This is a genomic window from Nocardia sp. JCM 34519.1, assembly GCF_020361265.1.
In the GTDB taxonomy this organism is placed as follows: Bacteria; Actinomycetota; Actinomycetes; order Mycobacteriales; family Mycobacteriaceae; genus Nocardia; species Nocardia arthritidis_A.
The window spans coordinates 393,295-418,774 of the sequence record NZ_JAIRBR010000006.1 but is presented as its reverse complement, the minus strand read 5'-3'; the positions used below and the strand labels follow the sequence as shown (position 1 = coordinate 418,774).

Here is a 25,480-nt window from a genome sequence, read left to right as displayed (position 1 = left end):
GGCGCGACAACCACCATGGTTGCCGAACCACCAAGCGCCAGCAGCAATTCCAGCACCGATGCGTCGAACGACGGCGAGGCGAAATGCAGGGTGCGCGACGTGTTCGTCACCCGATACCGCTCGCGCTGTTCGTCGCAGAAACTGGACAGTCCGGCCTGGGTGACGACGACGCCCTTCGGCAGGCCGGTGGATCCGGAGGTGTAGATGACGTAGGCCGGATGTTCGGCGCGCAGCTGCCGCAACCGATCGGCATAGGTGACCGGCTCGGCCGGATACTGCTCCAGCCGCCGCGCCAACTCGTCGCCGTCGACGGACAGCCACGGCACCTGGCCGGGCAGCTCGTCGTGCACCCGCTGGACGGTCAGGCCGAGCACCGCGCCGGAATCCTTGACCATGTGCTCGACCCGGTCGGCCGGATAGTTCGGGTCGACCGGCACGAAGCCCGCACCGGTCTTGGCGACCGCCCAGACCGCGACAACCGAGTCGATGGAACGCGGAATGCCAACGGCGACCAGATCTTCCGGGCCGATCCCGCGATCGATCAGCAAACGGGCGAGCCGAGTGGACCGATCGTCGAGTTCGGCATAGCTCAGCGAACCGATGGCACCGGCGGCGTCGGCGTACACGACCGCGGTACCGCTCGGATTCACCTCGACGGCGGTGGCCATCAGCTGCGGCAGGGTGGTGACCCGTGGCCGCCGGGTACGGGCGGGCCGTACGCGAGCGGGACGAGTCATTCGCTCATCTCCCGCGCCGCAACCTCGAATTCTGCAGCCGGCCGTCGACCCCCGCGCTCCCGAACCATGAAAGTCTTACTCATCCTGCCTGTAGAACCACGTCCCGCCCACATTTCCAGGGGCAGCCTCGATGCGGCAAACCAATCCACTGTGGCACTCGTCACATCCTGTATCGCGGCAGCTTACCCACCGTGCGAGGCGCTAGGCCCGCGCAGCAGATCCGCCAGCGCGACCACGGTTTGCACCGAGGCCAAGCCGTCCACGTCGGCAACAGTATCCTCGACCACCACCGCTCGAAGATCCTCCAGTGCGGTTACCTCCAGGTCGACAAGGCCCGCCCGATCGGTGAACAGGTGGCTCACCCACTCGTCGGCCAGTGTGTCGGTCAGCTCCGCGACCCGATCCGGCGCCAGCACCACCGAGGCGCCGGTCGCACCGGCGGCCACCAATTCCACCAGCGCGGCAACGCCTTCCGCGCCACCGGTGCGGAAGGTACGGGATTCGAAGGTCAAACCCGTCCGTGCCCGGAATCGGTCGACGACACCGGCCAGCTCGTCGTAGCTGAGCGATTCGATGCCGATGAAGGCCGGATCCGCCCCGTGCAGCGCACGGGTGCGATGGGCATAGGTCACCGGACGCGGCGATTCCCCAGCAATCTCGGCGACCACCGCGGGATCGTCCAGCGCCAGCCAGTCCAGGTCACCGGAGACCGGCGTGCCGAGGGTGGTCAGGCCGACCTTGAGCTCCAACCCGTTCGGCGCGGCCCCGGCCACTACCGCCGCGCCCGCCTTCACCACCGCCCAGCTGGCGACCGCTTGATGGATGCCGCGCTCCAGCCGCAGCGCGACCCCGACGCCGGGACCGCAACCGCGGGCGATCAACACCCGCGCCAATTGCGATGAGCGCGCGTCGAGTTCCTGGTAGCTCAGCGCGTCGTCGCCGAAGGCGAGCGCCGGACCATCGGGATCGTCCTCGACGGCGGCGGACAGCGCCTGGGTGAGCGCGGTTCCGACGGTGTTCGACGGCGTCTCCGGCTCGCCGCCGCCGGAAACCGGCGCGGCGGAAATCCGTTCCCGCTCCGCATCATCCAGGATGTCGATATCACCGACGCGGATACCCGGATTCGCGGCCACCGCGGTGAGCACCCGACTCAGCCTGCGGCCGAAGGCCTGCACCGTCGGCTCGTCGAAAATGTCGGTGGCATAGGTGAATAGGGTGAGCAGTTCGTCGACCGAACCGTCGGCGCCGTATCGCGGCACCACATTCACCTGGAGGTCGAACTTCGCCGCGATGACGCCGGCGTCCAACCCGGAGACCGTGAGCCCGGGCAGTTCCAGGGTGGGCTGCTCGTTGTTCTGGAACGAAAGCACAACGGCGAACAGCGGATTGCGGGTGGTGGCCCGGCCCGGCGTGACCACCTCGACCACCCGCTCGAACGGGATGTCGGCGTTGGCGAACGCGGTGAGGTCGGTCTCCCTGGCCTGGTCCACCAGCGCGTGGAAGCTCGCGGTCGGGTCCACCGGGGTGCGCAGCGCGAGCGTATTGACGAACATGCCGACCAGATCGTCGAGCGCCCGTTCACCGCGACCGGCGATCGGGGTGCCGATGGCGATATCGGAGCGGCCGGACAGCCGGGCCAGCAGCACCGCCAGTGCCGCGTGCACCACCATGAACAGCGTCGAATTATGTTCGCGGGCAAGGCGGATCAGCGCCGCGTGCACCTCGGCGGGCAGTGCGAGACCGGTCGACGCGCCGCGCATGGACGGCACCGGGGGATGCGGTCGGTCGGCGGGCAGCTCCAGTTCGCCGGACAGCCCGGCCAGCTGCTCGCGCCAGTACGCCAACTGCTTGGCCGCCACCGAGTTCTCGTCGTCGTCGGTGCCGATCACCGCGCGCTGCCAGATGGCGAAGTCGGCGTACTGCACCTGCAGCGGCGACCAACGCGGCGAATTGCCGCGCACCCGAGCCAGATACGCCGTCATCAGGTCGCGCGCCAGCGGTGCGATCGAGGCGCCGTCGCCGGCGATGTGATGCACGACCATGGCGAGCAGGTACTCGTCCCGGCCGACCCCGAGCAGCAGTGCACGCACCGGAACCTGTTGTGTCACATCAAATCCGGTGGACAGCAGCGCGGTGACCCGGCCGATCGGATCCTCGGTCTCGGTCACCTCCAGCCCGCCGGGCACGGCCTCCGACACCGACAGGATCTCCTGGTACGGCAGCCCGTCCGGACCGGCCGGGTAGCGGGTGCGCAGCGATTCGTGCCGCTCGACCACATCGGCGACGGCGTAGCGCAGCGCCGAGACGTCCAACGCGCCGGTGAGCCGGATGGCCATCGGGATGTTGTAAGCCGGTGAGGCCGGATCGAATTGGTTGAGCACCCACATCCGCTGCTGAGCCAGCGAGAGCGGCACCCGGCTGGTGCGCGGCGCGCGTTCCAGCGGTGGGCGCGCCGCAGCGCCGCCACCGGAACCCGGTACGACGCGGGCGGCCAGCGCGGCCACCGTCGGCGCCTCGAACAGTTCGCGCACCGCGAGATTCGCGTCCAGCGCCTCGTTGATCCTGGCCACTACCCGGGTGGCCAGCAGCGAATTGCCGCCGAGACCGAAGAAATCGTCATCGAGGCCGACCTCGGCCGCGCCGAGCAGCTCGCCGAATACCGCCGCGACGGCCTGCTCCACCGGCGAGCTCGGGGCGCGGTAGACCGCACCGGAGACGAATTCCGGTGCGGGCAAAGCCTTCCGGTCCAGTTTGCCGTTCGGGGTGAGCGGCAGCGCGTCCAGCACGACGATCGCGTCCGGAACCATGTAGCCGGTGAGGAATTCGCCGACCTGCTCGCGCAGCGCCACCGAGTCCAGGTCCGAACCGGCCTCGGGCACAACGTAACCCACCAACCGGTCACCGGCGTGCTCGTCCGCGCGCACCAGGACGACGGCCTGGCTCACCCCGGGGCAGCGCAGCAGCGCCGACTCGATCTCGCCGAGCTCGATGCGGAAGCCGCGCAACTGCACCTGCTGATCGCTGCGGCCCGCGTATTCGAGGTTGGCCCGCCCGCCGAAGCCGACCCAGCGGCCGACGTCGCCGGTGCGGTACATCCGGGATCCCGGCGCGCCGAACGGATTCGCCACGAACCGGGTCGCCGCCAGGCCGGGCCTGCCGAGGTAACCGCGCGAAAGTTGCGCGCCAGCCACGTAGATCTCACCGGCGACGCCGACCGGTGCGGGATGCACCCGCTCGTCGAGCACGTAGCCCTCCAGGCCCGGCAGCGCGCGACCGATGACGCTGGCCGCGTTGTCCACCATCTGCTCGTCGAGCGACAGGAACGACACGTGCACCGTGGTTTCGGTGATGCCGTACATATTCACCAGCCACGGCGCGTCCACCGCGTGCCGCTCGTACCAGCGGCGCAGCTGCCGCAGATCCAGTGCCTCGCCGCCGAATACGACGTAGCGCAACGCGAACTTGCCCTGATCCGTCGCGTGCAGTGTGCGATCGACTTCCGCCAGTTGGTAGAACGCGGACGGCGTCTGGTTGAGCACCGTCACCTGTTCGCGAATCAGCAACTCGCGGAACAACTCCGGCGAACGGGAGGTGAGGTAGTCCACCACCACCACGCTGCCGCCGTTGGCCAGCGAGCACCACAGCTCCCACACTGAGAAGTCGAAGGCGAACGAGTGGAACAGCGTCCACACATCGGTCTCGTCGAATTCGAAGAGCAGCTGGGTGTTCGCGAACAGCTCTACCACATTCCGGTGCGCGACGCCAACACCCTTGGGCACACCCGTCGAACCCGAGGTGTAGATGACGTAGGCCAGGTTGTCCGGACGCAACGGCGCGAGCCGGTCCCGGTCGGTGACCCGCTCGTCGGAGTAACCGCCGGTCTCCTCCAGCAGCACGACCGGAATATCACCGGCGGGCACCGCATCTCGCTCGCTCACCGTGGTGAGCAGGCAGGCCGGTGCGGCGTCGCCGAGCATGAATTCCAGGCGCTGGGCCGGATAGGTCGAATCGATCGGCAGGTACGCCGCACCGGAGAGCAACACGGCGAGCAGCGCGACCGGCAGCTCCTCGGTGCGCGGAACCGCAACGGCCACAAGCTTTTCCGGGCCCGCGCCCTGCGCGATGAGTGCCCGCGCGGCCCGCGCGGCACGGCTGTGCAGTTCATGGAAGGTAAGTGTGGTCTCGCCGTAGCGCACCGCGACCGCGTCCGGGCGGCGGCGGGCCTGGGTGGCGAGCAGATCCACCAGCGTCACCGCGGGCACGTTCGCGCCGCTGCTGTTCCACTCGTGCAGCACCAGCTCGCGCTCGCCGGGGGCGAGTACGTCGATATCTCCGACGATCACCGCGGAATCGGCGGCCACCGCGGCCAGGATGCGGCCGAAGCGATCCGCGAAATCCTGCACCGTCGGTTCGTCGAAGAGGTCGGTGGCGTAGCTGAAGGCCGCGGAAATGCCTTGCGGCGCACCGTGTACGTCGATGTCCTCGGCCAGCGCCAGCTGCAGGTCGAATTTGGCGAGCGGCACCGCGAGGTCGACGCCCGCCACCGAGAGGCCGGGCAGTTCGAGTTCGGCGCGGGCCAGGTTCTGGAAGGTGAGCATCACCTGGAACAGCGGATGCCGGGCCGCCGAACGCACCGGATCCAACAGCTCGACCAGCCGCTCGAACGGCACGTCCGCGTGCCCGAACGCCTCGACATCGGTGTGGCGCACCTCGCGCAGCAGCTCGTCGAAGCTCAGGCCGGGATCGATCTCGTTGCGCAGCACCAGCGTATTGACGAACATGCCGACCAGATCGTCGAGCGCCGCCTCGCCACGTCCGGCGACGGGTGTGCCGATCGCGATATCTCTGGTGCCGGACAGCCGCGCGAGCAGCACGGCGAGCGCGGCGTGCACCACCATGAACAACGTCGAATTGTGCTGGTGCGCAAGCTTGTTCAGTGCCGCGTGGACATCGGCGTCGATCCGGAACTCGTGGGTCGCACCCCGGTTGGACGCCACCGCGGGCCGTGGCCGGTCGGCGGGCAGCTCCAATTGCTCCGGCAGCGCGGCCAATTGGTTGCGCCAGAACGAGATCTGCTGTGCCAGTACCGAATCCGGATCGTCCTCGGCGCCCAGGATTTCCCGCTGCCAGATGGCGTAGTCGGCGTACTGCACCGTGAGCGCGGGCCATTCCGGTGCGCCGCCGTGCATCCGCTCCACATACGCGGTCATCAGGTCGCGGGTGAGCGGGCCCATCGAGAAGCCGTCGCCCGCGATGTGGTGCACGACGCAGATCAGCACATGGTCGTATTCGCCCAGTTCGAGTACCCGCACCCGGACCGGCGGCGCGACCGTGACGTCGAAGCCCTCGATCACCGTCGCGCCGACAAGCTCCGGCACCCGCGCCGGGTCCGCCTGTTCCACAACGAGATCCGGCACCGACCGCCGATCGCCGATCGGCAGCACCTGCTGGTAGCCCTCGCCGTCCACCTCGGGGTAGATGGTGCGCAGCACCTCGTGCCGCTCGCACAGATCGCGCACCGCGGCCCGCAGCGCCTCGATATCGAGTTTGCCGGTGAGCCGCACCGCGACCGGAATGTTGTTGACGCCGCTGGCCGGATCGAATCGGTTCAGGAACCACATCCGCTGCTGGGCGTACGACAGTGGGATCCGCGCAGGCCGCGGCTGCGGCCGCAGCGCCTGCCCCGCGGACGATCCGGCGTGCTGCTCCACCCGCTCGGCCAGCGCCGCGACGGTGGACGCCTCGAACAGCAACTGCACCGGCACCCGGATTTCGAGTGCGGAGCCGATGCGCGCGGCCGCCTGCGCGGCCAGCAGCGAATTGCCGCCGAGTTCGAAGAAGTCGTCGTCCGCGCCGACCCTGGCATCGGCGACACCCGAAAGCAGCAGCGCCGCGAACACATCCGCGACGATCTCCTCCACCGGCGTCGACGGCGCGCGGAATTTCCGTGCCGCGAATACCGGTTCGGGCAGCGCCGCACGATCGAGCTTGCCGACCGGGGTCAGCGGGATCTCGTCGAGCACCATGATCGCGGCCGGAATCATGTACGCGGGCAACGACGCACCGACGAACTCCGCCAGCTCGCCGGTATCGATGGCGACGCCGGCGCGCGGCAGCACATAAGAAACCAGCGCCGTCGCACCGGACGGCAGGGTTCGGCCGATGGTCGCCGCGTAATCGATATCCGGGTGTCCGGTGAGCGCGTTATCGATCTCGCCGAGCTCGATGCGGAAGCCGCGGATCTTCACCTGGAAATCGGAGCGACCCAAATATTCGATGGTGCCGTCGATTTCGCTGCGCCGCACCAGGTCGCCGGTGCGGTACAACCGCGCGCCCGGGTTACCGGTATCGGCACCGAACGGGCTGGCGACAAAACGTTCCGAGGTGAGCCCCGGACGGCCGAGGTAGCCCTGCGCCAGTGCGGGGCCGGAGAGGTAGAGCTCGCCGACGACACCGGCCGGCACCGGCCGCAGCCGCGAATCCAGTACGAACGCACCGACTCCCGCGATCGAGGTGCCGATGGTGATCGGCCCGCCGGGCCGCATCGGCGCACTGCTGGTCGCCAGGATCGTCGCCTCGGTCGGCCCGTATCCGTTGTAGAACAACCGATCCGGGCTCGCCCCCCAGCGCCCGACCAGCTCCGGGCCGAATTTGTCACCGGCGACCACGACGACCTGCAGGTCGTCCAGCCCGGCCGGATCCACCGACTCCAGCGCGCCGGGGGTGATCAGCATGTGCGAAACCTGTTCGCGGCGAAGCAGATCCGCCAGCTCGTACCCGCCGAACACCTTCGGCGGGGCGACCACGAGCGTCGCGCCCGCGGAGAATGCCAGCAGCAGCTCGAGCACGGAGACGTCGAAATTCGGCGAGCAGACGTGCAGCACCCGGGAATCCGGTGTCACATCGTAATGTTCGCGTTCGGCGGCCACCAGGCCCGCCAGACCGGTGTGGGTGACCACGACGCCCTTCGGCCGTCCGGTCGAACCCGAGGTGTAGATGACGTACGCCGGATGCCGCTCGTCGAGCGGGCGCACCCGGTCGGTGTAGGAGATCGGGTGCGCGGGGCGCGCGGCGATCCGGGCCGAGACCACCGGATCGTCCAATTCGATCCAGTAGATGGCGCTGCCGAGCGCGGCCCGGTGCGCCGAGGTGGTGAGGCCGAGCACCGCACCGGAATCGGAGACGATATGCGCGATGCGCTCGGCCGGGTAGCTCGGATCCACCGGCACATACGCCGCACCGGTTTTCGCGATGGCCCACACCGCGAGCACCGATTCCAGGCTGCGGGCGATACCGATGGCCACCACATCGCCCGGACCGACCCCGCGCTCGATCAGCTCGCGCGCCACCCGCGACGACGCCTCGTCCAATTCCTGATAGGTCAGCTCGCGGTCGTCGGCCGGGTCACCGGTCGGGTTGTAGCGAACGGCGACCGCTCCGGCCGCCGTCTCTACCGCAGATGTGAGCAGCTGACTGAACAGAAGGCCGCCTGACCTGCGACGACGGGTACCACGAGCAGAGCGGCGGGCGCTATCCATCCGAGTCCATTCACCTCTCGCGTCGTACCGAACCGCACGGCCAACGCGTAACCACCCCCACAGGTTCACATGACATGCCAGGCGGTGGCCGCGGTCCGAGCAATTTACACAGTGTAGGGAGACAGCGGTGAACGTCTACGGTCACCCGCCAGCCACAGTTGCATCGATAGGTGTACCCGGTCCGTTACGCAAGGCCCAAATGCGCCGGACAGATTCGGTAAATTATTCGATTCGGCTATTACCCCAGATGTTGCCCTTCCAGCGACATGGGGCCCAGGTATTCGAGGCACCATTCGCCCACCTGCGCGCCCGGCGCCCAGCGCATCCGATCGCCGGAGCGGAACATCCGCGCACCCGGCTCACCCCACGGATCCGCGATGAAGCGCCCGGCCGTGTGCGCAGGTCGCCCCTGGTATCCGCGCGCCAAACCCGCACCGGACAAATACAGTTCGCCCGCGACACCGGGCGGCACCGGATTCAGTCGGCGATCCAGGATGACAACGGTCACACCGGGAACCGGATAACCCACTACCGTATCCGCGCCGGCCACCAAGGCGGCGAGCGCGACCGGGCCCATCATCCCGGCCGCGCCGTAGCCGTTGAGATAGCGACGGCCGGGTTGCCATTTGGCCACCGCGTCGGCCGTTGTCGCGACGGTGGCGACCACCTCGAGCTCGTCGAGCCCGAACGGATCCAGCGATTCCAGCAGTGCGGGCTCGAGCATGGCGTGCGTCACATGTTCGGTGCGCAGCAGCTCACCCAGTTCGAAACCGCCGCCGCTCGCCGTCGGCGGTGCGAGCACCGCGGTGGCGCCCACGGCGAAGGCGCACAGCCACGCCGCCATCGAATCGTCGCCGGGTGCGCCGATATCCAGGTATCGGTGCCGCGAGGTTTGTCTGCTCAGGCCGATCAGGTGATCGATCAGCCCGGCGAGCCCGGCATGGGTGACGACGACACCATCGCGGCCGAGATAGATGGGATTCGAAATACGCAGCGGCGCAATCCGTTCCGCGTCGAGCACCGGATCGGGCGAGTATCGGCCGCATTCCGCGCGCACCTCGGGATCGTCCACTATCAGCCAATCGACGTTGTCCGGCAGTCGATTCGCGTTCGCGGCGAGGGAGATTCCCACCATCACATCCGGTACCTCGAACCGCTCCGCGGCCGAGTCGACGGCGACGAACGCGCCGCCCGTCTTGACCACCGCCCACACCGCGGCGACCAGCTCATACGAGCGCGGCAGCGCCAGCGCTACCAACGCCTCCGGGCCGATGCCACGCTCGATCAGCATCCGGGCCAGCCGCGAGGAATACGCGTCCAACTGCGCATAGGTGACCGACTCACCATCGGCGCGCACCGCGACCAGCTCCGAATTCCATTGCACGCCACGGGTATACATCGTGGTACGGCCGTCTCGCTCCCGGATCGCGATGCGGTCGGGGCCCCATCCCACGGCGCGGGTGAGCAGATCGGGCAGCAGCACATCGACCGACACCGGCCCGCCGGATACCGGTGCGCGCCAGAAATCGTCGCGCGGCGCGTTCGCGTGTCTGTTCAGCACGGCGCCGATTCGCGACAGCGCCGCGGCCGTCGTCATCCGCCAGTGCGTTTCCGGGATCCGGTGGTTGTCGATCGCGCCGTCCACCGCGGCGGTCCAGGTCGACGCGCCGCGCATGCCCGTCGGATCATCCAGGGCCGCAGTGAAATACACGAGATCACCGTGAAACAGCCTCGGGCGGTACGCATCGGCCAGCGCCGCCGACCGTACCGCCGCGTCGAGTACGCTTTCGATCCGCTCGGCGCCGAATGAGGCGAACGGCTCGGGTAATGCGGCCGCCAGCTCGGCCCGCGTCGGGTCGGCGGGGAGGTCGACTGCCGCAGCGTCGGCACCGAGCAGGCCACCGAGCAGTTCGGCCACCGGAACGTCGGACGCTTCGGCCGCATCCAGGTAGCTGTCCATGACGGCGAGCAGAGCCACCTCGGCGCCCGCGTCCTGCAACCGCACCGCCATCGCGTGCGCGAGCACACCGCCGAGCGACCAGCCGAGCAGGTGATACGGGCCGTCCGGCTGAACCGCCCGGATCTCGGCCACGTAGCGGGCCGCCCAGTCCTCGATCGAATCCGGCACCGCCCCGGGGGATGTCAGCGCCGGCGACTGTAGGCCGTAGATCGGCCGGTCGTCGAGATACGCGGCGAGCCCGGCGAACGACCAGGACACCCCGCCGATCGGATGGACGCAGAACAGCGGTGCCAACGAACCCGACGGTCGCAGCGCAAGCAGCACATCGAACGCCGACTCGGTCGCGAACCGGCCCGCCTGTCCGGCCGACAGCTGGGCGACCAGTGCCGCCGGGGTCGGCGCGGAGAACAGCCACATCACCGGAATCCGCTCGCCCAGTGCGGAACCGAGCCGCACAGCGAGACGGGTCGCGATCAGGGAATTGCCACCGAGCTCGAAGAAATTGTCCGTCAAGCCGATTCGTTCGCGGCCAAGCTCCTCGGCGAAGGCGGCGCAGACCGTGGTTTCCAGTGCGGTTGTCGGCGGCTGGAAGGTAGCTTGCTGGAATTCCGGTTCCGGCAAGGCCTTTCGGTCCAGTTTGCCGTTGATGTTCAGTGGTAGCGCGTCCAAGACCACGAAGGCCGATGGCACCATGTAGGACGGTAAAGCCTTCGATAAATCGGACTTCACCTGCGCTATCCAGGTATTCGGCAGACCGGGGACCGGGACCACGTACCCGACGAGTTGCGGGCCGGTTCGGGAATCGGATTTCACCGAGACCGCGGCCTGGACGATTTCGGGGCGTGCCAGCAGCGCGGCCTCGATCTCGCCGAGTTCGATACGGAAGCCGCGGATCTTCACCTGGAAATCGGTGCGGCCTCGGTACTCCAACTCGCCGTTGGCATTCCAGGCGACAAGGTCGCCGGTGCGATACATTCGGCGGCCCGGCGTGAAGGGATTCGCCACGAACCGCTCGGCGGTGAGCCCGGGGCGGTTCACGTAACCTTCCGCCAATTGCCTTCCGGCCAAATACAATTCGCCCGATACGCCGACCGGAACCGGGTGCAGGCGGTGGTCGAGGACGTAGACCTGGCTGTTCCACTCCGGGGCGCCGATCGTCACCGGTTGTTCGGTCACCTCATGGGCGGTGACCGAGACCGCGGCCTCGGTGGGACCGTACAGGTTGAACAGTTCGATATGCGGATAAGAGGTCCGGAGACGTTGCGCCAATGCGTCCGGAAGGGTCTCACCGATCGTCAGGACCCGCCGCAATCCATCCGGTAAACCGTTGGTCAGCAAGGCATCCAGCATCGAGGGCACCGCGTGCAGGGTGGTGACCCGTTCCCGGGCCATCAATTCGTTCAGGTAGGCGGGATCCCGATGCCCGTCGGGTGCGGCGATCACCAACCGGCCACCGCATGCGGCGGCCGACCAGAACTCCCACACCGAGAGGTCGAAGGTGGCCGCGGTCTTCAGCAGGACCGCATCCGCCGGGTCGAGACCGAATTCGGCGACCTTCCATTGCAATTGGTTGGATATCGCAGCGTGCGATACCGCGACGCCCTTCGGCCTGCCGGTGGAGCCCGAGGTGAAGATGACATAGGCCGTGTTCGACGGACGCAGCGGCGCAACCCGATCCGCATCCGTAACCGGCGCGGCAGACAGGTGGGCCAAGTCCAGTTCGTCGATACGCACCACCGGTGCGGCATCGGTATCGAAATCGACATTGGTCAATACGCGGACCGGTGCGGCCGTCTCCAGGATGTAGGCCGTGCGCTCGGTCGCCTGATCCGGATCCACCGGGACGTATGCGGCGCCCGCGACCGCTGTAGCGTACATCGCGACGACCAGATCGATCGAGCGCCGGAAGGCCAGCGCCACCCGGTCCTCCGGGGTTACACCGCACGAAATGAGATGGCGGGCAAGCTGATTGACTCTAGCGTCGAGTTCACCGTAGGTCAGGGTTATGCCGTCAGCACCGACCAGAGCCACGGCCGATCGGTCGGCGTCGACCGCGTCGGCGAGCAGTGTGGCCAATGTCGCCGTCCGGTCCGTCGGGTGCGCCGTCGAATTCCGGTGGGTTATCAATTCGGTGTACTCGGCGGGGTCGAGTAGTTCGATATCGCCGACAGCGGTGTGTGGTGCGGCGATGATCTCGGCGAGCAGTCGCGCGAAGCGATCGACGAAGTGCCGCACAGTGTTCCGGTCGAACAGATCGGTCGCGTAGGTGAAGTAACCCGAGATGCCTTCTGGTCGGCCGTTCTCGTCGTAACGGTCGGTGACGATCAGGTGCAGATCGAACTGCGACAGCTGCGTATCGATATCCACACCAGCCACCGTCAAACCAGGCAGCTCCAGACTGGACTGAGCCAGATTCTGGAACGACAAACCCACCTGGAACAACGGATGCCTTGCGGTCGACCGCACCGGATTGAGCACGTCGACGAGGCGCTCGAACGGCACATCGGCATTCGCGAACGCCCGAATATCGGTCTCACGCTGCCGGGCAAGCAGTTTCGTGAACGAGTCGGCCGCCTGCACCCTAGTGCGGAACACCAGCGTGTTGACGAACATACCGATCAAATCGTCGAGAACGGCCTCACCACGACCAGCCATCGGGGTGCCGATCGCAATGTCGTCGCTGCCCGACAACCGCGACAGCAACACCGCCAGCGCGGTGTGCACGACCATGAACAGCGTCGCACCCTCGGCACGGGCCAACTCGATCAATGCTCGGTGGGTGACGGCATCGATGGATAGGTCGACCGTGCCTCCGGAGAAAGACTGTATCGCGGGTCGCGGACGGTTCGACGGCAGGTCGAGGTGATCGGGCAGCTCGGCCAGCGCCTGTTTCCAGTAGCCGATCTGCTTGGCCGCCAACGAGTCCGGATTATCCTCGTCGCCCAGATAGGCGCGCTGCCAGATCGCGTAATCCGCGTACTGCACCGGCAGCGGTGGCCAGTCGGGTGCCGCGCCGACCGAGCGGGCCGCGTACGCGGTCATCAGATCGCGGGTGAGCGGGCCCATCGAGGCGGCGTCGGCGCAGATATGGTGCACCGACATCGCGAGCACGTATTCGTCTGCGACGTCGGCTATCTCGAAGAGCACGATCCGCAGGGGTATTTCGGAGGTGACATCGAATGCCGCCGAAACAAGTTGCGCCACTTCGATTTCCAGCACATCGGCGGTCACCTTCCGTATATCCAGCCGTGGCCGCACCGGTTGGATCCGCTGCACCGGACCGGCTTCGGTCTGCGGGTACACAGTTCGCAGAATTTCGTGGCGAGCGATCACATCCGCAACGGCGGATTGGAGTGCAGACACGTCGAGCGCACCGGTCAGCCGCACCGCGAGCGGGATGTTGTATGCCGCGGAATCGGGATCGAACCGGTTCAGGAACCACATCCGCTGCTGGGCGAGGGAAAGCGGAATCGCTTCCGGACGCGGACCCGCGACCAGCGCCGCACGACCCGCGCTCGCATTCCGGTGCAGCCAATCGGCCAGTCCGGCCACCGTCGGCGCCTCGAAGACCGCCCGCACCGGAACTCCGGTATTCAGCGCGGCGCCGACGCGGGCGACCATTCTGGTCGCCGTCAGCGAATTGCCGCCCAGGGCGAAGAAATCATCGTCCAGACCGACCTGGCGGACGTCGAGTAGCTCGGCGAAAACCTGGGCCACCGCGAGTTGTGCAGGCGTCTCCGGGGGTCGGTATGCGGTTGTCTCGAATTCCGGCTCCGGCAACGCCTTTCGATCGAGCTTGCCGTTGACATTCAGCGGCAGCGCATCGAGTACAACGAATGCCGAGGGCACCATGTACGACGGCAGACCCGCCGCCAGTGCCGACTTCACCTGCGCGACATCGACTTCCGCATCCGCCGCCACCAGGTAGGCGACCAGGCGATCACCAGTCTTCGGATCCGACTTCGCCACGACAGCGGTCTGCGCGATCTCCGGCAACGCCAGCAGCGCCGCCTCGATCTCACCCAACTCGATACGGAAACCACGGATCTTCACCTGGAAATCGGTACGACCCCGATACTCCAACTCACCGTTGGCATTCCAGGCGACAAGGTCACCGGTGCGATACATCCGCGCCCCTGCGGTGAACGGATTGGCGACGAACCGGTCCGCGGTCAGATCCGCGCGACCGAAGTAGCCACGCGCCAACTGCGCACCCGCCAAATACAACTCACCCGACACCCCGACCGGTACCGGACGCAACCGCGCATCCAGGACATACACCTGACTGTTCCACTCCGGCGCACCAATCGACACCGACACCTGATCAGCCGCGGTAACCCGGTGACTGGTGATCGACACCGCGGCCTCGGTCGGACCGTAAAGGTTGAACAACTCCGTACGCGGGTGCTCGGTCACGAACTTCTGCGCCAACGCGCCCGGCAACGCCTCACCGATCGCGAGAACTCGATGGAGATCGGAAAGGTGCGAGCGTGTTCGCGGCTCCGATATTGCGTGAGCCAACAATGCTTCCAGCATCGATGGCACCGCGTGCAGCGTTGTTACCGACTCACGAGCGATGAGCTCGTTGAGATAGGCCGGATCGCGATGTCCATCTGGTGCGGCGATAACCAGTCGGGCGCCCGAAACCGTTGCCGACCAGAACTCCCAGACCGACAGGTCGAATGTCGCGGCCGTTTTCAGCAGCAGCGAATCGGCTGGTCCGAGCTCGAATTCTGCTGTCTTCCATTGCAATTGGTTGGATATCGCGGCGTGCGATACCGCGACGCCCTTCGGCCTGCCGGTGGATCCCGAGGTGAAGATGACATAGGCCGTGTTCGACGGACGCAGCGGCGCAACCCGATCCACATCCGTAACCGGCGCGGCAGACAGGTAGGCCAAGTTCAGTTCGTCGATACACACCACCGGCGCGGCACCGGTTCCGAAATTCGCATCCGCGTTGGTCAATACGCAGACCGGTGCCGCCGTCTCCAGGATGTAGGCCGTGCGCTCAGCCGCCTGGTCCGGATCCACCGGCACATACGCACCACCGGACTTGGCCACCGCGTACATCGCCACGATCAGATCCACCGAACGGCGAATCGCCAACGCCACCCGTGCCTCCGGGCCGACACCCAACGAAATCAGGTGCCGAGCAAGACGATTCACCCTCGCATCGAGCTCACCGTAAGTCAGTTCGGCGCGCGGCCTATCGGCTACCAGGGCGACCGAATCCGGTGCTACCGCAACCGAATGGTCGAGCAGTGACACCAATGTGGCCGTGGTATCTGCGATGTGCGCGGTGTCATTCCATTCGGACAGGATGCGGGTGCGCTCGCTGGGGCCGAGCAGATCGATATCCCCCACGGCGACAGAGATGTCGGCGACGATGGCATCGATCAATCGCAGGAACCGATTCGCGAAACCCTGAACAGTTGTTTTGTCGAATAGGTCCGTGGCGTAGGTGAATACGCCGATGATGCCTTCTGGCTGACCGTTGTCGTCGTAACGGTCGGTGGCGATCAGATGCAGATCGAACTGCGACAACTGGGTATCGATATCCAACCCAGCCACCGTCAAACCAGGCAGCTCCAGACTCGACTGAGCCAAATTCTGGAACGACAAACCCACCTGGAACAACGGATGCCGCGCGGTCGACCGCACCGGGTTGAGCACCTCGACAAGGCGCTCGAACGGCACATCAGCATTGGCGAAGGCCTGGATATCGGTTTCGCGTTGCCGCGCAAGCAGATCGACGAACGGCTCACCGGCATCGATCCGCGAACGGAACACCAACGTGTTGACGAACATACCGATCAGGTCATCAAGCACAGCCTCACCACGACCAGCCATCGGCGTACCGATCGCGATATCGTCACTGCCCGACAACCGCGACAGCAACACCGCCAACGCGGTGTGCACGACCATGAACAGCGTCGCACCCTCAGCACGAGCCAGCTCGATCAACGCCTGATGCGTGCCCGCATCGACCCGCAACTCGACCTTGCCACCGGCGAAGGACTGCACCGCCGGACGCGGACGATCCGACGGCAAATCCAGCTGATCGGGCAGGTCAGCCAATGCTTGTCGCCAATAGGCAACCTGCTTGGACGCCAACGACTCCGGATCATCCTCACTACCCAGCAACTCACGCTGCCAAATCGAATAGTCCGCGTACTGCACCACAAGCGGAGCCCAGTTCGGGGGCTCACCCACCGAACGCGCCGCGTAGGCGGTCACCAGATCCCGGGTCAACGGGCCGACCGAGGCACCGTCACCAGCGATATGGTGCACCACCATCGCGAGAACGTATTCGTCGACGGCATCGGCGATCTGGAACAACGCCACCTTCACCGGCACCTCGGTGGTGACATCGAAAATCGTCGAAATCAGCTCGATGACAGCCGCTTCCACGTCGGCCGCCGCGACGACCCGCACATCCAGCTCGGGCACCGCCTGCGTCGGCGGCAGGATCACCTGCACCGCACCGGCCTCGGTCTGCGGATAAATCGTCCGCAGAATCTCATGCCGGGCAACGACATCCGTCATTGCCGCACGCAGCGCAATCACATCCAACGCACCGGTCAACCGCACCGCGACCGGGATGTTGTATGCCGCTGAACCGGGATCGAACCGGTTCAAGAACCACATCCGCTGCTGCGCCAACGACAATGGAATGTGTTCCGGCCGCGGACCGGCTACCAATTCCCTGCGCCCGGCCCCCGCAACCTGTTCGATCCGCACGGCGAGCCTGGCCACCGTCGACGCCTCGAACAGTGTCCGCACCGGAACCCTCGCATCCACCGCGGCACCCAGCCGCGCGACCACTTGGGTGGCGATCAGCGAATTGCCGCCCAAGGCAAAGAAATCGTCGTCCGCGCCGATCCGCGTGCCGCTATCGAGGCGCAGCACATCGGCGAATACACCCGCAACGATCTCCTCGATCGGGGTCGACGGCGCCCGGAACGCGCGGCGAGCGAATTCCGGAGCTGGCAGGGCCTTTCGATCCAACTTGCCGCTCGGGTTCAGCGGAAGCTCCGCCAACGGCACTATCGCCGACGGCACCATATACGACGGAAGTATCAGTGCCACCGCCACGGCCAGCTCCGCCGGATCGATCGCCCTGCCCGGCGACGGCACCGTGTACGCCACCAATTGATCGCCCAGTTCGGAAGGCACTACCGCGGCGACCGCTTGGCTTACGGAAGGCTGTGCCAGCAAAGCCGTTTCGATCTCACCCAACTCGATACGCTGACCACGGAACTTCACCTGGAAATCGGTACGGCCAATATAGTCGAGCACACCGTCGGCGTTGTCCGGTGTGGTGCGCCACACCACCAGATCACCCGTCCGGTACATACGCTTACCAGCGGCAAACGGATTGGCCACGAACCGATCCGCGGTCAGATCAGGCCGCCGCACATAACCACGCGCCAACTGATCCCCCGCCAGATACAACTCACCAGGCACACCCACCGGCACCGGCCGCAACCGCGAATCCAGCACATAGACTTCGGTATTCCACTGCGGCAAACCGATCGGCACCGTCCGTTCGGTAGCGTCCTCCGCAGGCCAATACGTCACCGACACCGCCGCCTCGGTCGGCCCATACAGGTTATGCACCGCAGCATCGGAAACAGCCTGCAACGCCGCCACCGTCTCCGGCGGCAACGCCTCACCAATCACGAACACATCCCGCAAAGACGGAACCGAACCCGGCCGCGTATGCGCCGCGAAAACAGTCAACATCGACGGCACGAAATCAGTAACCGTCACCCGCTGCGCGGCAATGGTCTCCGCGACATACACCGGGTCACGATGACCATCATGAGTGGCCACAACGAGTTTCGCGCCGACCCGCAGTGGCATGAAGTAGCCCCACAACGACACATCGAACGTCGTCGCCGTCTTCTGCAAATACACATCATCGGAATCAAGCGGATACTCCGCCAACATCCACGTGATCTGATTATTGATCGCCGCATGCGAAACCGCGACACCCTTAGGCTTACCCGTCGAACCCGACGTTAAAATCACATAAGCCGAATTCTCAGGCCGCACCGGCCGCAACAACTCATACGGCTGCACCGGCGTGCTGTCGAAACCGTCCAATGCCAAGGTGTCGATGCACACCACCGGAATTCCATCCGGCGCGACAATCGCATCGGACGTGGTCGTCAGCACACACACCGGTCGCGCGGTGCGCAATACGTGCCCGATGCGCTCGGCCGGATGATCCGGATCCAACGGCACATACGCACCACCGGCCGTAACAATCGCATACATACCGACAACAAGATCCAACGAACGCCGAACCGCCAGACCCACCAACGATTCCGCACCAACACCCTGCGAAATCAGATACCGGGCAAGGCTGTTCACCCGATCGTCGAACTCACCATAAGTCAGCTCAACACCCTCATAGGAAAGAGCGACAGCCTCCGGATGCGCCGCCACCGCCCGACGATAACCGTCCAGCAGGAGCTGCGCCGCAACCGAATGCCGCGTCTCATTCCACCCCAACAGAATTCGAGCCCGCTCGGCATCATCGAGCAGTTCCAGATCGCCTACGGCCGACTCCGGATTCGCGACGATCGCCGCCAGCACCCGACGCAGCCGTGCCACGAATCCGGCCACCGACGCCTCGTCGAACAGCGCCGTCGCATAGGTGACCTGCCCGGTGATCCCTGCGGGCGCACCGTCGGCAGCGTAGGCATCGCCGATATACCAGTGCAGGTCGAATTGCGAGGTCTCCACCGTAAGCGCTACTCCGGACACCGTCAGGCCCGACACCTCGACATCCGCCGGAATGGTGGTCCGCGCCATATTCTGGAACGAAAGTCCGACCTGGAACAGCGGATGCCGCGCGGTCGAGCGCTCCGGGTTGAGCACCTCCACCAGCCGCTCGAACGGCACATCGGCGTTCGCAAACCCGCGCAGATCCGTTTCGCGTTGGCGGGCAAGCAGTTTCACGAACGGCTCGGCCGGGTCCACCCGGGCGCGCAGTACCAGCGTGTTGACGAACATGCCGATCAGATCATCCAGCTCCGCCTCGCCACGGCCCGCGATCGACGCGCCGACGGCGATATCCTCGGTACCGGAGAGCCTGGCCAGCAGCACCGCGAGCGCCGCGTGCACGACCATGAACAGGGTCGCGCCCTGTGCCCGCGCCAATCGCACCAGGGCCGAATGCAATTCGGCCGCGATCTCGAATTCGACGGCCGCACCGGCGAAGGACTGAGCAGCTGGACGTGGCCGATCCGTCGGCAGCTCCAATTGCTCCGGCAGCCCGGCCAGGGCGTCGCGCCAGTACGCAATCTGCTTGGCGGCAACCGATTCCGGATCGCCTTCGTTGCCGAGCAGTGCGCGCTGCCAAAGCGCGTAATCCGCGTACTGCACCGGAAGCGGTGTCCAGTCCGGCGCCCGGCCCGCGGTCCGTGCGACATACGCCCGCACGAGATCCCGGATGAGCGGAGCATCCGATGACCCGTCGCTGGCGATGTGATGGATCGCCAGCGCCAGCAGATATTCCGGCTCAGGGGTATCCGACACAGTGATCAGCACAACCCGCAGCGGCGCCTCGGCGGTGACATCGAACCCGAGCGACAGCGCTGCACGCGCAACGGCTTCCAACTCGGCAGCCGGAACAGCATGCGTCTGCAACGGCGTCTCGATCTGCTCCGGCGGCAGCACCAGCTGCACCGGTCCCGCATCGGTTCGCGGATAGATCGTGCGCAGCACCTCATGGCGCACAACGAGATCCGTCATCGCCGACCGCAACGCATCGAGATCGAGCGCGCCGCGCAGGCGCACCGCGATCGGGATGTTATACACCGCCGACTCGGTATCGAATTGGTTCAGGAACCACATCCGCTGCTGCGCGGGCGAAAGCGGTATCCGCTCCGGCCGTCGACCGGCGACCAATTCCCGGCGACCGCCGCCTGCGACCGCGCCGAGCCGGGCGGCCAGCGTCGCGACGGTCGTCGCCTCGAACAGCCAGCGGACCGGCACCCGAGTGTCGAACGCCGCGCCCAGCCGGGCCGCGACCCGGGTCGCGATCAGCGAATTGCCGCCGAGCTCGAAGAAGTTGTCATCGGCGCCGATCCGCTCGTTCCGCAGCACCTCGGCGAATACGCCCGCGACGATCTCCTCGAACGCAGTGGCGGGTGCCCGATAGGCAACCTGCTGAAAAACCGGTTCCGGCAGTGCCTTTCGATCAATTTTGCCAACCGGTGTCAGCGGGATGGCGTCCAGCACGACGATCTGCGCGGGCACCATATGCGCCGGCAGGTCGCGCGCCGCATACGCGAGGAGTTCGGCCGGATCAACGGCACGACCCGGCGCGGGCAGCACATACGACACCAGAACCTGTGCACCGAGGGGATTCTCCCGACCGACGGTCGTGACGAACGCGACGTTGTCATTACGCCCGAGCACCGCATCGATCTCACCGAGCTCGATCCGGAAACCGCGGATCTTGACCTGAAAGTCGGTGCGGCCCAGGTATTCGATCTCCCAGGGCAGCGTTTCGTCGACGGTGTCCTCGCCGGGATGCTCGCTCGCGGGTACCCACCGCACGAGATCGCCGGTGCGGTACATCCGCTCGCCTCGTTCACCCCAAGGATTCGCCACGAAGCGGTCCGAGGTCAGACCGGGCTGGTTGTGATACCCCCGCGCCATCGCGGCACCGGCCAGGTACAGCTCGCCCGCGACGCCCGGCGGCACCGGGTTGAGCCGCGCGTCCAGGATCAGTGCCGAAATACCGTGCAACGGGCGGCCGATCGTGATCGGCTGCCCGGCGGTCAGCGGACCGTAGATCGCGCCGATGGTCATTTCGGTTGGGCCGTAACCGTTCACGTAACGGCGGCCCGGCTGCCAGGCGGCCACCAGTTCTGGTGTGGTCGCGTCGCCGCCGGTTGCCACGGTTTCCAGGGCCGTATCACTCGGCTCCAGGGTGCCGAGCAGGGCCGGCGTGATCACCGTGTGCGTCACCCGTTCCGCCCGGATGAGCTCGGCCAGCTCGACACCGCCGACGATAGACGGCGGCGCGATCACCAGGGCCGCACCGCTCGAGAACGCTGTCAGCCACTCCTCGACGGACTGGTCGAAGCTCGGTGAAGTGATCTGTAACATGCGGTGCCACTGGGCAATTCGATATACCGCGGTCGCATAACCGACGAAACCACCGAGGCCGGAATGGGTTACCGCAACGCCCTTGGGCTTACCGGTCGAGCCCGAGGTATAGATGATGTACGCCGGATGCCGCGGGTCCAACGGCGTCACGCGGTCGGCATCGGTCACCGGTTCGGCCGAGTGCGCGGCCAGTTGTGCATCGGTGGCGGGATCGTCGAGCACCAGCCAGGCGATATCGCCCGGCAGCTCCGCCGCGTGCGCGGCGATGGTCAAGCCGACCATCGCGCCCGAATCCGTGACCATGTGGCGGATCCGATCGGCCGGATAGGCCGGGTCGACCGGTACGAAGGCGGCACCGGTCGCGGCCACCGCCCAGCTCGCCGCGATCATCTCGTAGGACCGTGGAAAGGCCAGTGCGACAATCTTTTCCGGGCCCAGCCCGCGGGCGATCAGCATGCGCGCCAAACGCGCGGAGTAGTCGGCGAGCTCGCCGTACCCGATGGACCGGCCGAGATAACGTACCGCCACCCGGTCGCGGCCGCGGCGCACACCCCGGGCCAGCAGATCCGGCAGCAGGCCCGCGTCGACCGGCTCCGGGCCACGCACCGGCGTCAGCAGCCGGTACTCGTCCGCCGACAGCAGCGGTAGGTCGCCCACCGGTGTATCCGGCGCGGCGGTGGCGGCGGTCAGCAGCCGGGTGAACCGCTCGGCGAATGTCCGCACCGTGGCCTCATCGAAAAGGTCACGAGCGTACCGGAATTCGGCGTGTAGACCGTCGTCGTCCGATTCCTGCACCGTCAGCGATAGATCGAATTGCGAGTTGTTCAGTTCGTATTCGAACGCGCCGACCCGCAACCCGGGCAGCTCGAAATGGTTCGGGGGTAGGTTCCCGAACGAAAGATCCACCTGGAACAGTGGATTGCGCGCGGTGGACCGTTCCGGATCGATCAGTTCCACCAGCCGCTCGAACGGCAGGTCCGAATGTGCGAATGCCCCGAGGTCCACTTCCTTCGTGTGCGAGAGCAATTCGCCGAATGTGAGCTGTCCGGAGACCCGGGTGCGCAGCACGAGCGTATTGACGAACATGCCGATCAGATCGTCGAGTTCGGCCGCGCCGCGGCCCGCCACCGGGGTGCCGATGGCGATATCGTCGGTGCCGGACAACCGCGCCAGGAAGATCGCGAGTGCCGCGTGCACGGCCATGAACATGGTCGCGTTCTGCTCCTTGGCGATTCGCCGCAGCCGACGATGCACCGCGGCGTCCACCGTAAACGCAACCGCCCCACCGGAGAACGACTGAACGGCCGGACGCGGGCGGTCGGTCGGCAGATTCAGTTCATCGGGCAGCCCGGCCAGTGCGGCCCGCCAGTACCCGGCCTGCTCGGAAATCAGGCTGTCCGGATCGGCCTCGGAGCCGAGCACCTCGCGCTGCCAGATGCTGAAATCCGCGTATTGCACCGGCAGCGGCGCCCACGCGGGTGCCGCGCCCGCGCTGCGCGCCACATACGCGGTCATCACATCCCTGGTGAGCGGTCCCATCGACCAGCCGTCACCGCTGATGTGATGCACGACGAATACCAGCGCGTGCTCGTCGTCGCCGATCCGGAACAGCCACGCCCGCAACGGAACCTCGGCCGTCACATCGAATCCGGCCGACACCAGACCGATGACCCGCTCGAGGAGTTCGTCGGCCGCGACCGCGATCGGAGCGAGGTCGGGCACCGCCTGGCCGGGCGGCAGAATCACCTGTGCCGCAGTGCCGTTCATATCCGGATACACCGTGCGCAGAATCTCGTGCCGGTCGACGACATCGGCGACAGCCGCCTGCAGCGCCGCGATATCCAGCGCGCCGGAAAGCCGCACCGCCACCGAGATGTTGTACGCGGCCGATTCGGTGTCGAACCGGTTCAGAAACCACATCCGTTGCTGGGCAAGGGAAAGCGGAATCGAATCCGGTCGTCGGCCTGCGACCAGCGGTGCGCGCCCGCCCGACCCGGCGATCCCGGCAATCCGCTCGGCCAGCCCGGCGACGCTGGGCGCGTCGAACAGCAACCGCACCGGAACCGCGATATCCAGCGCGTTCCCGATTCGTGCGACCGCCTGGGCGGCCAGCAGGGAATTACCGCCCAGCTCGAAGAAGTCGTCATCGGCCCCGACCCGGTTCTGCTCGGCGTCGGGCAGCAGCAGCGCGCCGAATACCTCGGCGACAACCAGTTCGGTTGGCGTCGACGGCGCGCGGAACTCCCGCCCCGCGAATACCGGAGCTGGCAGCGCGGCCCGGTCCAGCTTGCCGACCGGGGTCACCGGAATCTCGTCCAACACCATGATCGATGCCGGAATCATGTACGCGGGCAAGGATTCTCCGGCGAACGACGCGAGCTCGCTCGTGCACACCGTGCTGCCGGGTCCCGGTAACACATAGGACACCAGCGCCGCCGCTCCGGTGGGCAGCGTGGTTCCGAGCGTCACCGCGAAATCCACGTCGGGGTGGCGGGTCAGCGCATTGTCGATCTCACCGAGTTCGATGCGCAGACCGCGGATTTTCACCTGGAAGTCGGCCCGGCCATGGAATTCGAATTCGCCGGATTCGGTGCGTCGTACCAGATCTCCGGTGCGGTACAGCCGTTCGCCCGTTTCGTCGTTGCCGAAGGGGTTGGCCACGAACCGCTCCGCGGTGAGCCCGGGGCGGCCGACATAGCCCTGGGCCAATGCGGGCCCGGCCAAGTACAGCTCGCCGATCACACCCGGTGGCACCAGCCGCAGCTGCGAATCGAGGACCAGCGTCCGCATTCCGGCCACCGGGCTGCCGATATTCACCGCCGCACCGGGCTGTAGCGCACCGGTGATGGTCGCGGCGACGGTGGCCTCGGTGGGGCCGTACGCGTTGTAGAAGGCGCGGTCCGCAGCGGCCCAGCGCTCAACCAGTTCGGCGCCGAGCCGGTCACCGCCCGCGTAGATCACCCTGAGCTGGTCCAGGCCGTCCGGATCCAGCGATTCGAGCGCGGGCGGGGTGATACAGAGGTGCGTAACCCGCTCCCGCCGAAGCAGTTCCGCCAGTTCCGTGCCGCCGAATACGGCCGGCGGCACCACCACGAGCGTCGCGCCCGCGGCGAAGGCCAGCAGCATTTCGATGATGGAGAAGTCGAAGCTCGGTGAGGACAGGTGCGTGACTCGCGCGTCCTGGCCGACGCCGCGCTCACGCAGTTCACCGACGAGATCGGCGAGGCCCGCATGCGATACCGCGACTCCCTTCGGCCGGCCGGTCGAGCCCGAGGTGTAGATCACGTAGGCGGGGTGCTGGTCGGACAGTTGTCGCAACCTGTCGGTGTAGGAGATCGGATGTCCCGACTTCGCCTCGATGCCTGCCTGGTTCGCCGGGTCGTCCAGCTCGATCCAGGTCAACGCCGTGCCGAGCCTCGGCCGATGGGCCGCGGTGGTAATGCCCAGCAGTGCACCGGAATCGGCGGCTATGTAGTCGATCCGGTCCAATGGATAGCCCGGATCGATCGGCACGTAGGCGGCGCCCGTCTTCGCCACCGCCCATACTGCGATAACCGACTCGATCGAGCGGGTGATCCCCACCGCGACGAATTCTCCTGGGCCCGCGCCGAATTCGATGAGATAGCGAGCCAACCGCGAGGAGGCCTCATCGAGCTCGCGATAGGTGAGTTCCTGCTGATCCGCGGCGTCACCGGTGGGGTTGAACCGTATCGCGACCGTGGTCGCGGCGGATTCCACTGCCGCGGTGAGCAACTGACCGAACAGGACGCTGCCGGCACGGCGGCGATTTCTCCCCCGAACGGTACGACGGACCGCGCTCATCTAGGCCTCCCTCCGGACAGGCGACGCTGGGCACCTGCGGCAGGATCGCGACCGGCGCGCTGCCGAACTGGTACCCCACACCTGTCTCCCAAACTCCGCTGCGGCAGAAAACCACTGCCGGTCAACCACATTGCGCCGAACTCCTCGGACTTCGATCCAAACCTGTTCCCAGCGGCGGGAAGTCGATCGATCGGCACATCGAGTGCGTGAAACGGGGATTCATGGCCGGACAACGCGATCGTCGGGAATTGCGTACCAGGGCTTGGGCCCTCACCGGCCCGGCCGAAACTCCA

3 protein-coding genes are annotated in these 25,480 nt (G+C 66.6%); all 3 read right to left on the bottom strand.

The genetic code is table 11. From position 1 onward, the window contains the following. On the bottom strand, nucleotides 1-680 hold a 680-nt coding region (locus tag LGY53_RS18900), incomplete at its 3' end, for an AMP-binding protein (protein WP_374111201.1). Nucleotides 681-919: 239 nt separating this feature from the next. After that, nucleotides 920-8,275, bottom strand: coding sequence for a non-ribosomal peptide synthetase (locus LGY53_RS18895; protein ID WP_225727964.1), 7,356 nt, complete (start codon nucleotides 8,273-8,275; stop codon nucleotides 920-922). A 238-nt stretch (nucleotides 8,276-8,513) separates the two neighbouring features. Next, complete coding sequence (locus tag LGY53_RS18890; RefSeq protein WP_225727963.1) at nucleotides 8,514-25,187, bottom strand: non-ribosomal peptide synthase/polyketide synthase; 16,674 nt, start codon at nucleotides 25,185-25,187, stop codon at nucleotides 8,514-8,516. Nucleotides 25,188-25,480 lie beyond the last annotated feature (293 nt).

Bases quoted from the DNA above. Each gene is read 5' to 3' on its own strand.
- LGY53_RS18895 (WP_225727964.1), bottom strand. From the start codon at position 8,275: ATGGATAGCGCCCGCCGCTCTGCTCGTGGTACCCGTCGTCGCAGGTCA.
- LGY53_RS18890 (WP_225727963.1), bottom strand. From the start codon at position 25,187: ATGAGCGCGGTCCGTCGTACCGTTCGGGGGAGAAATCGCCGCCGTGCC.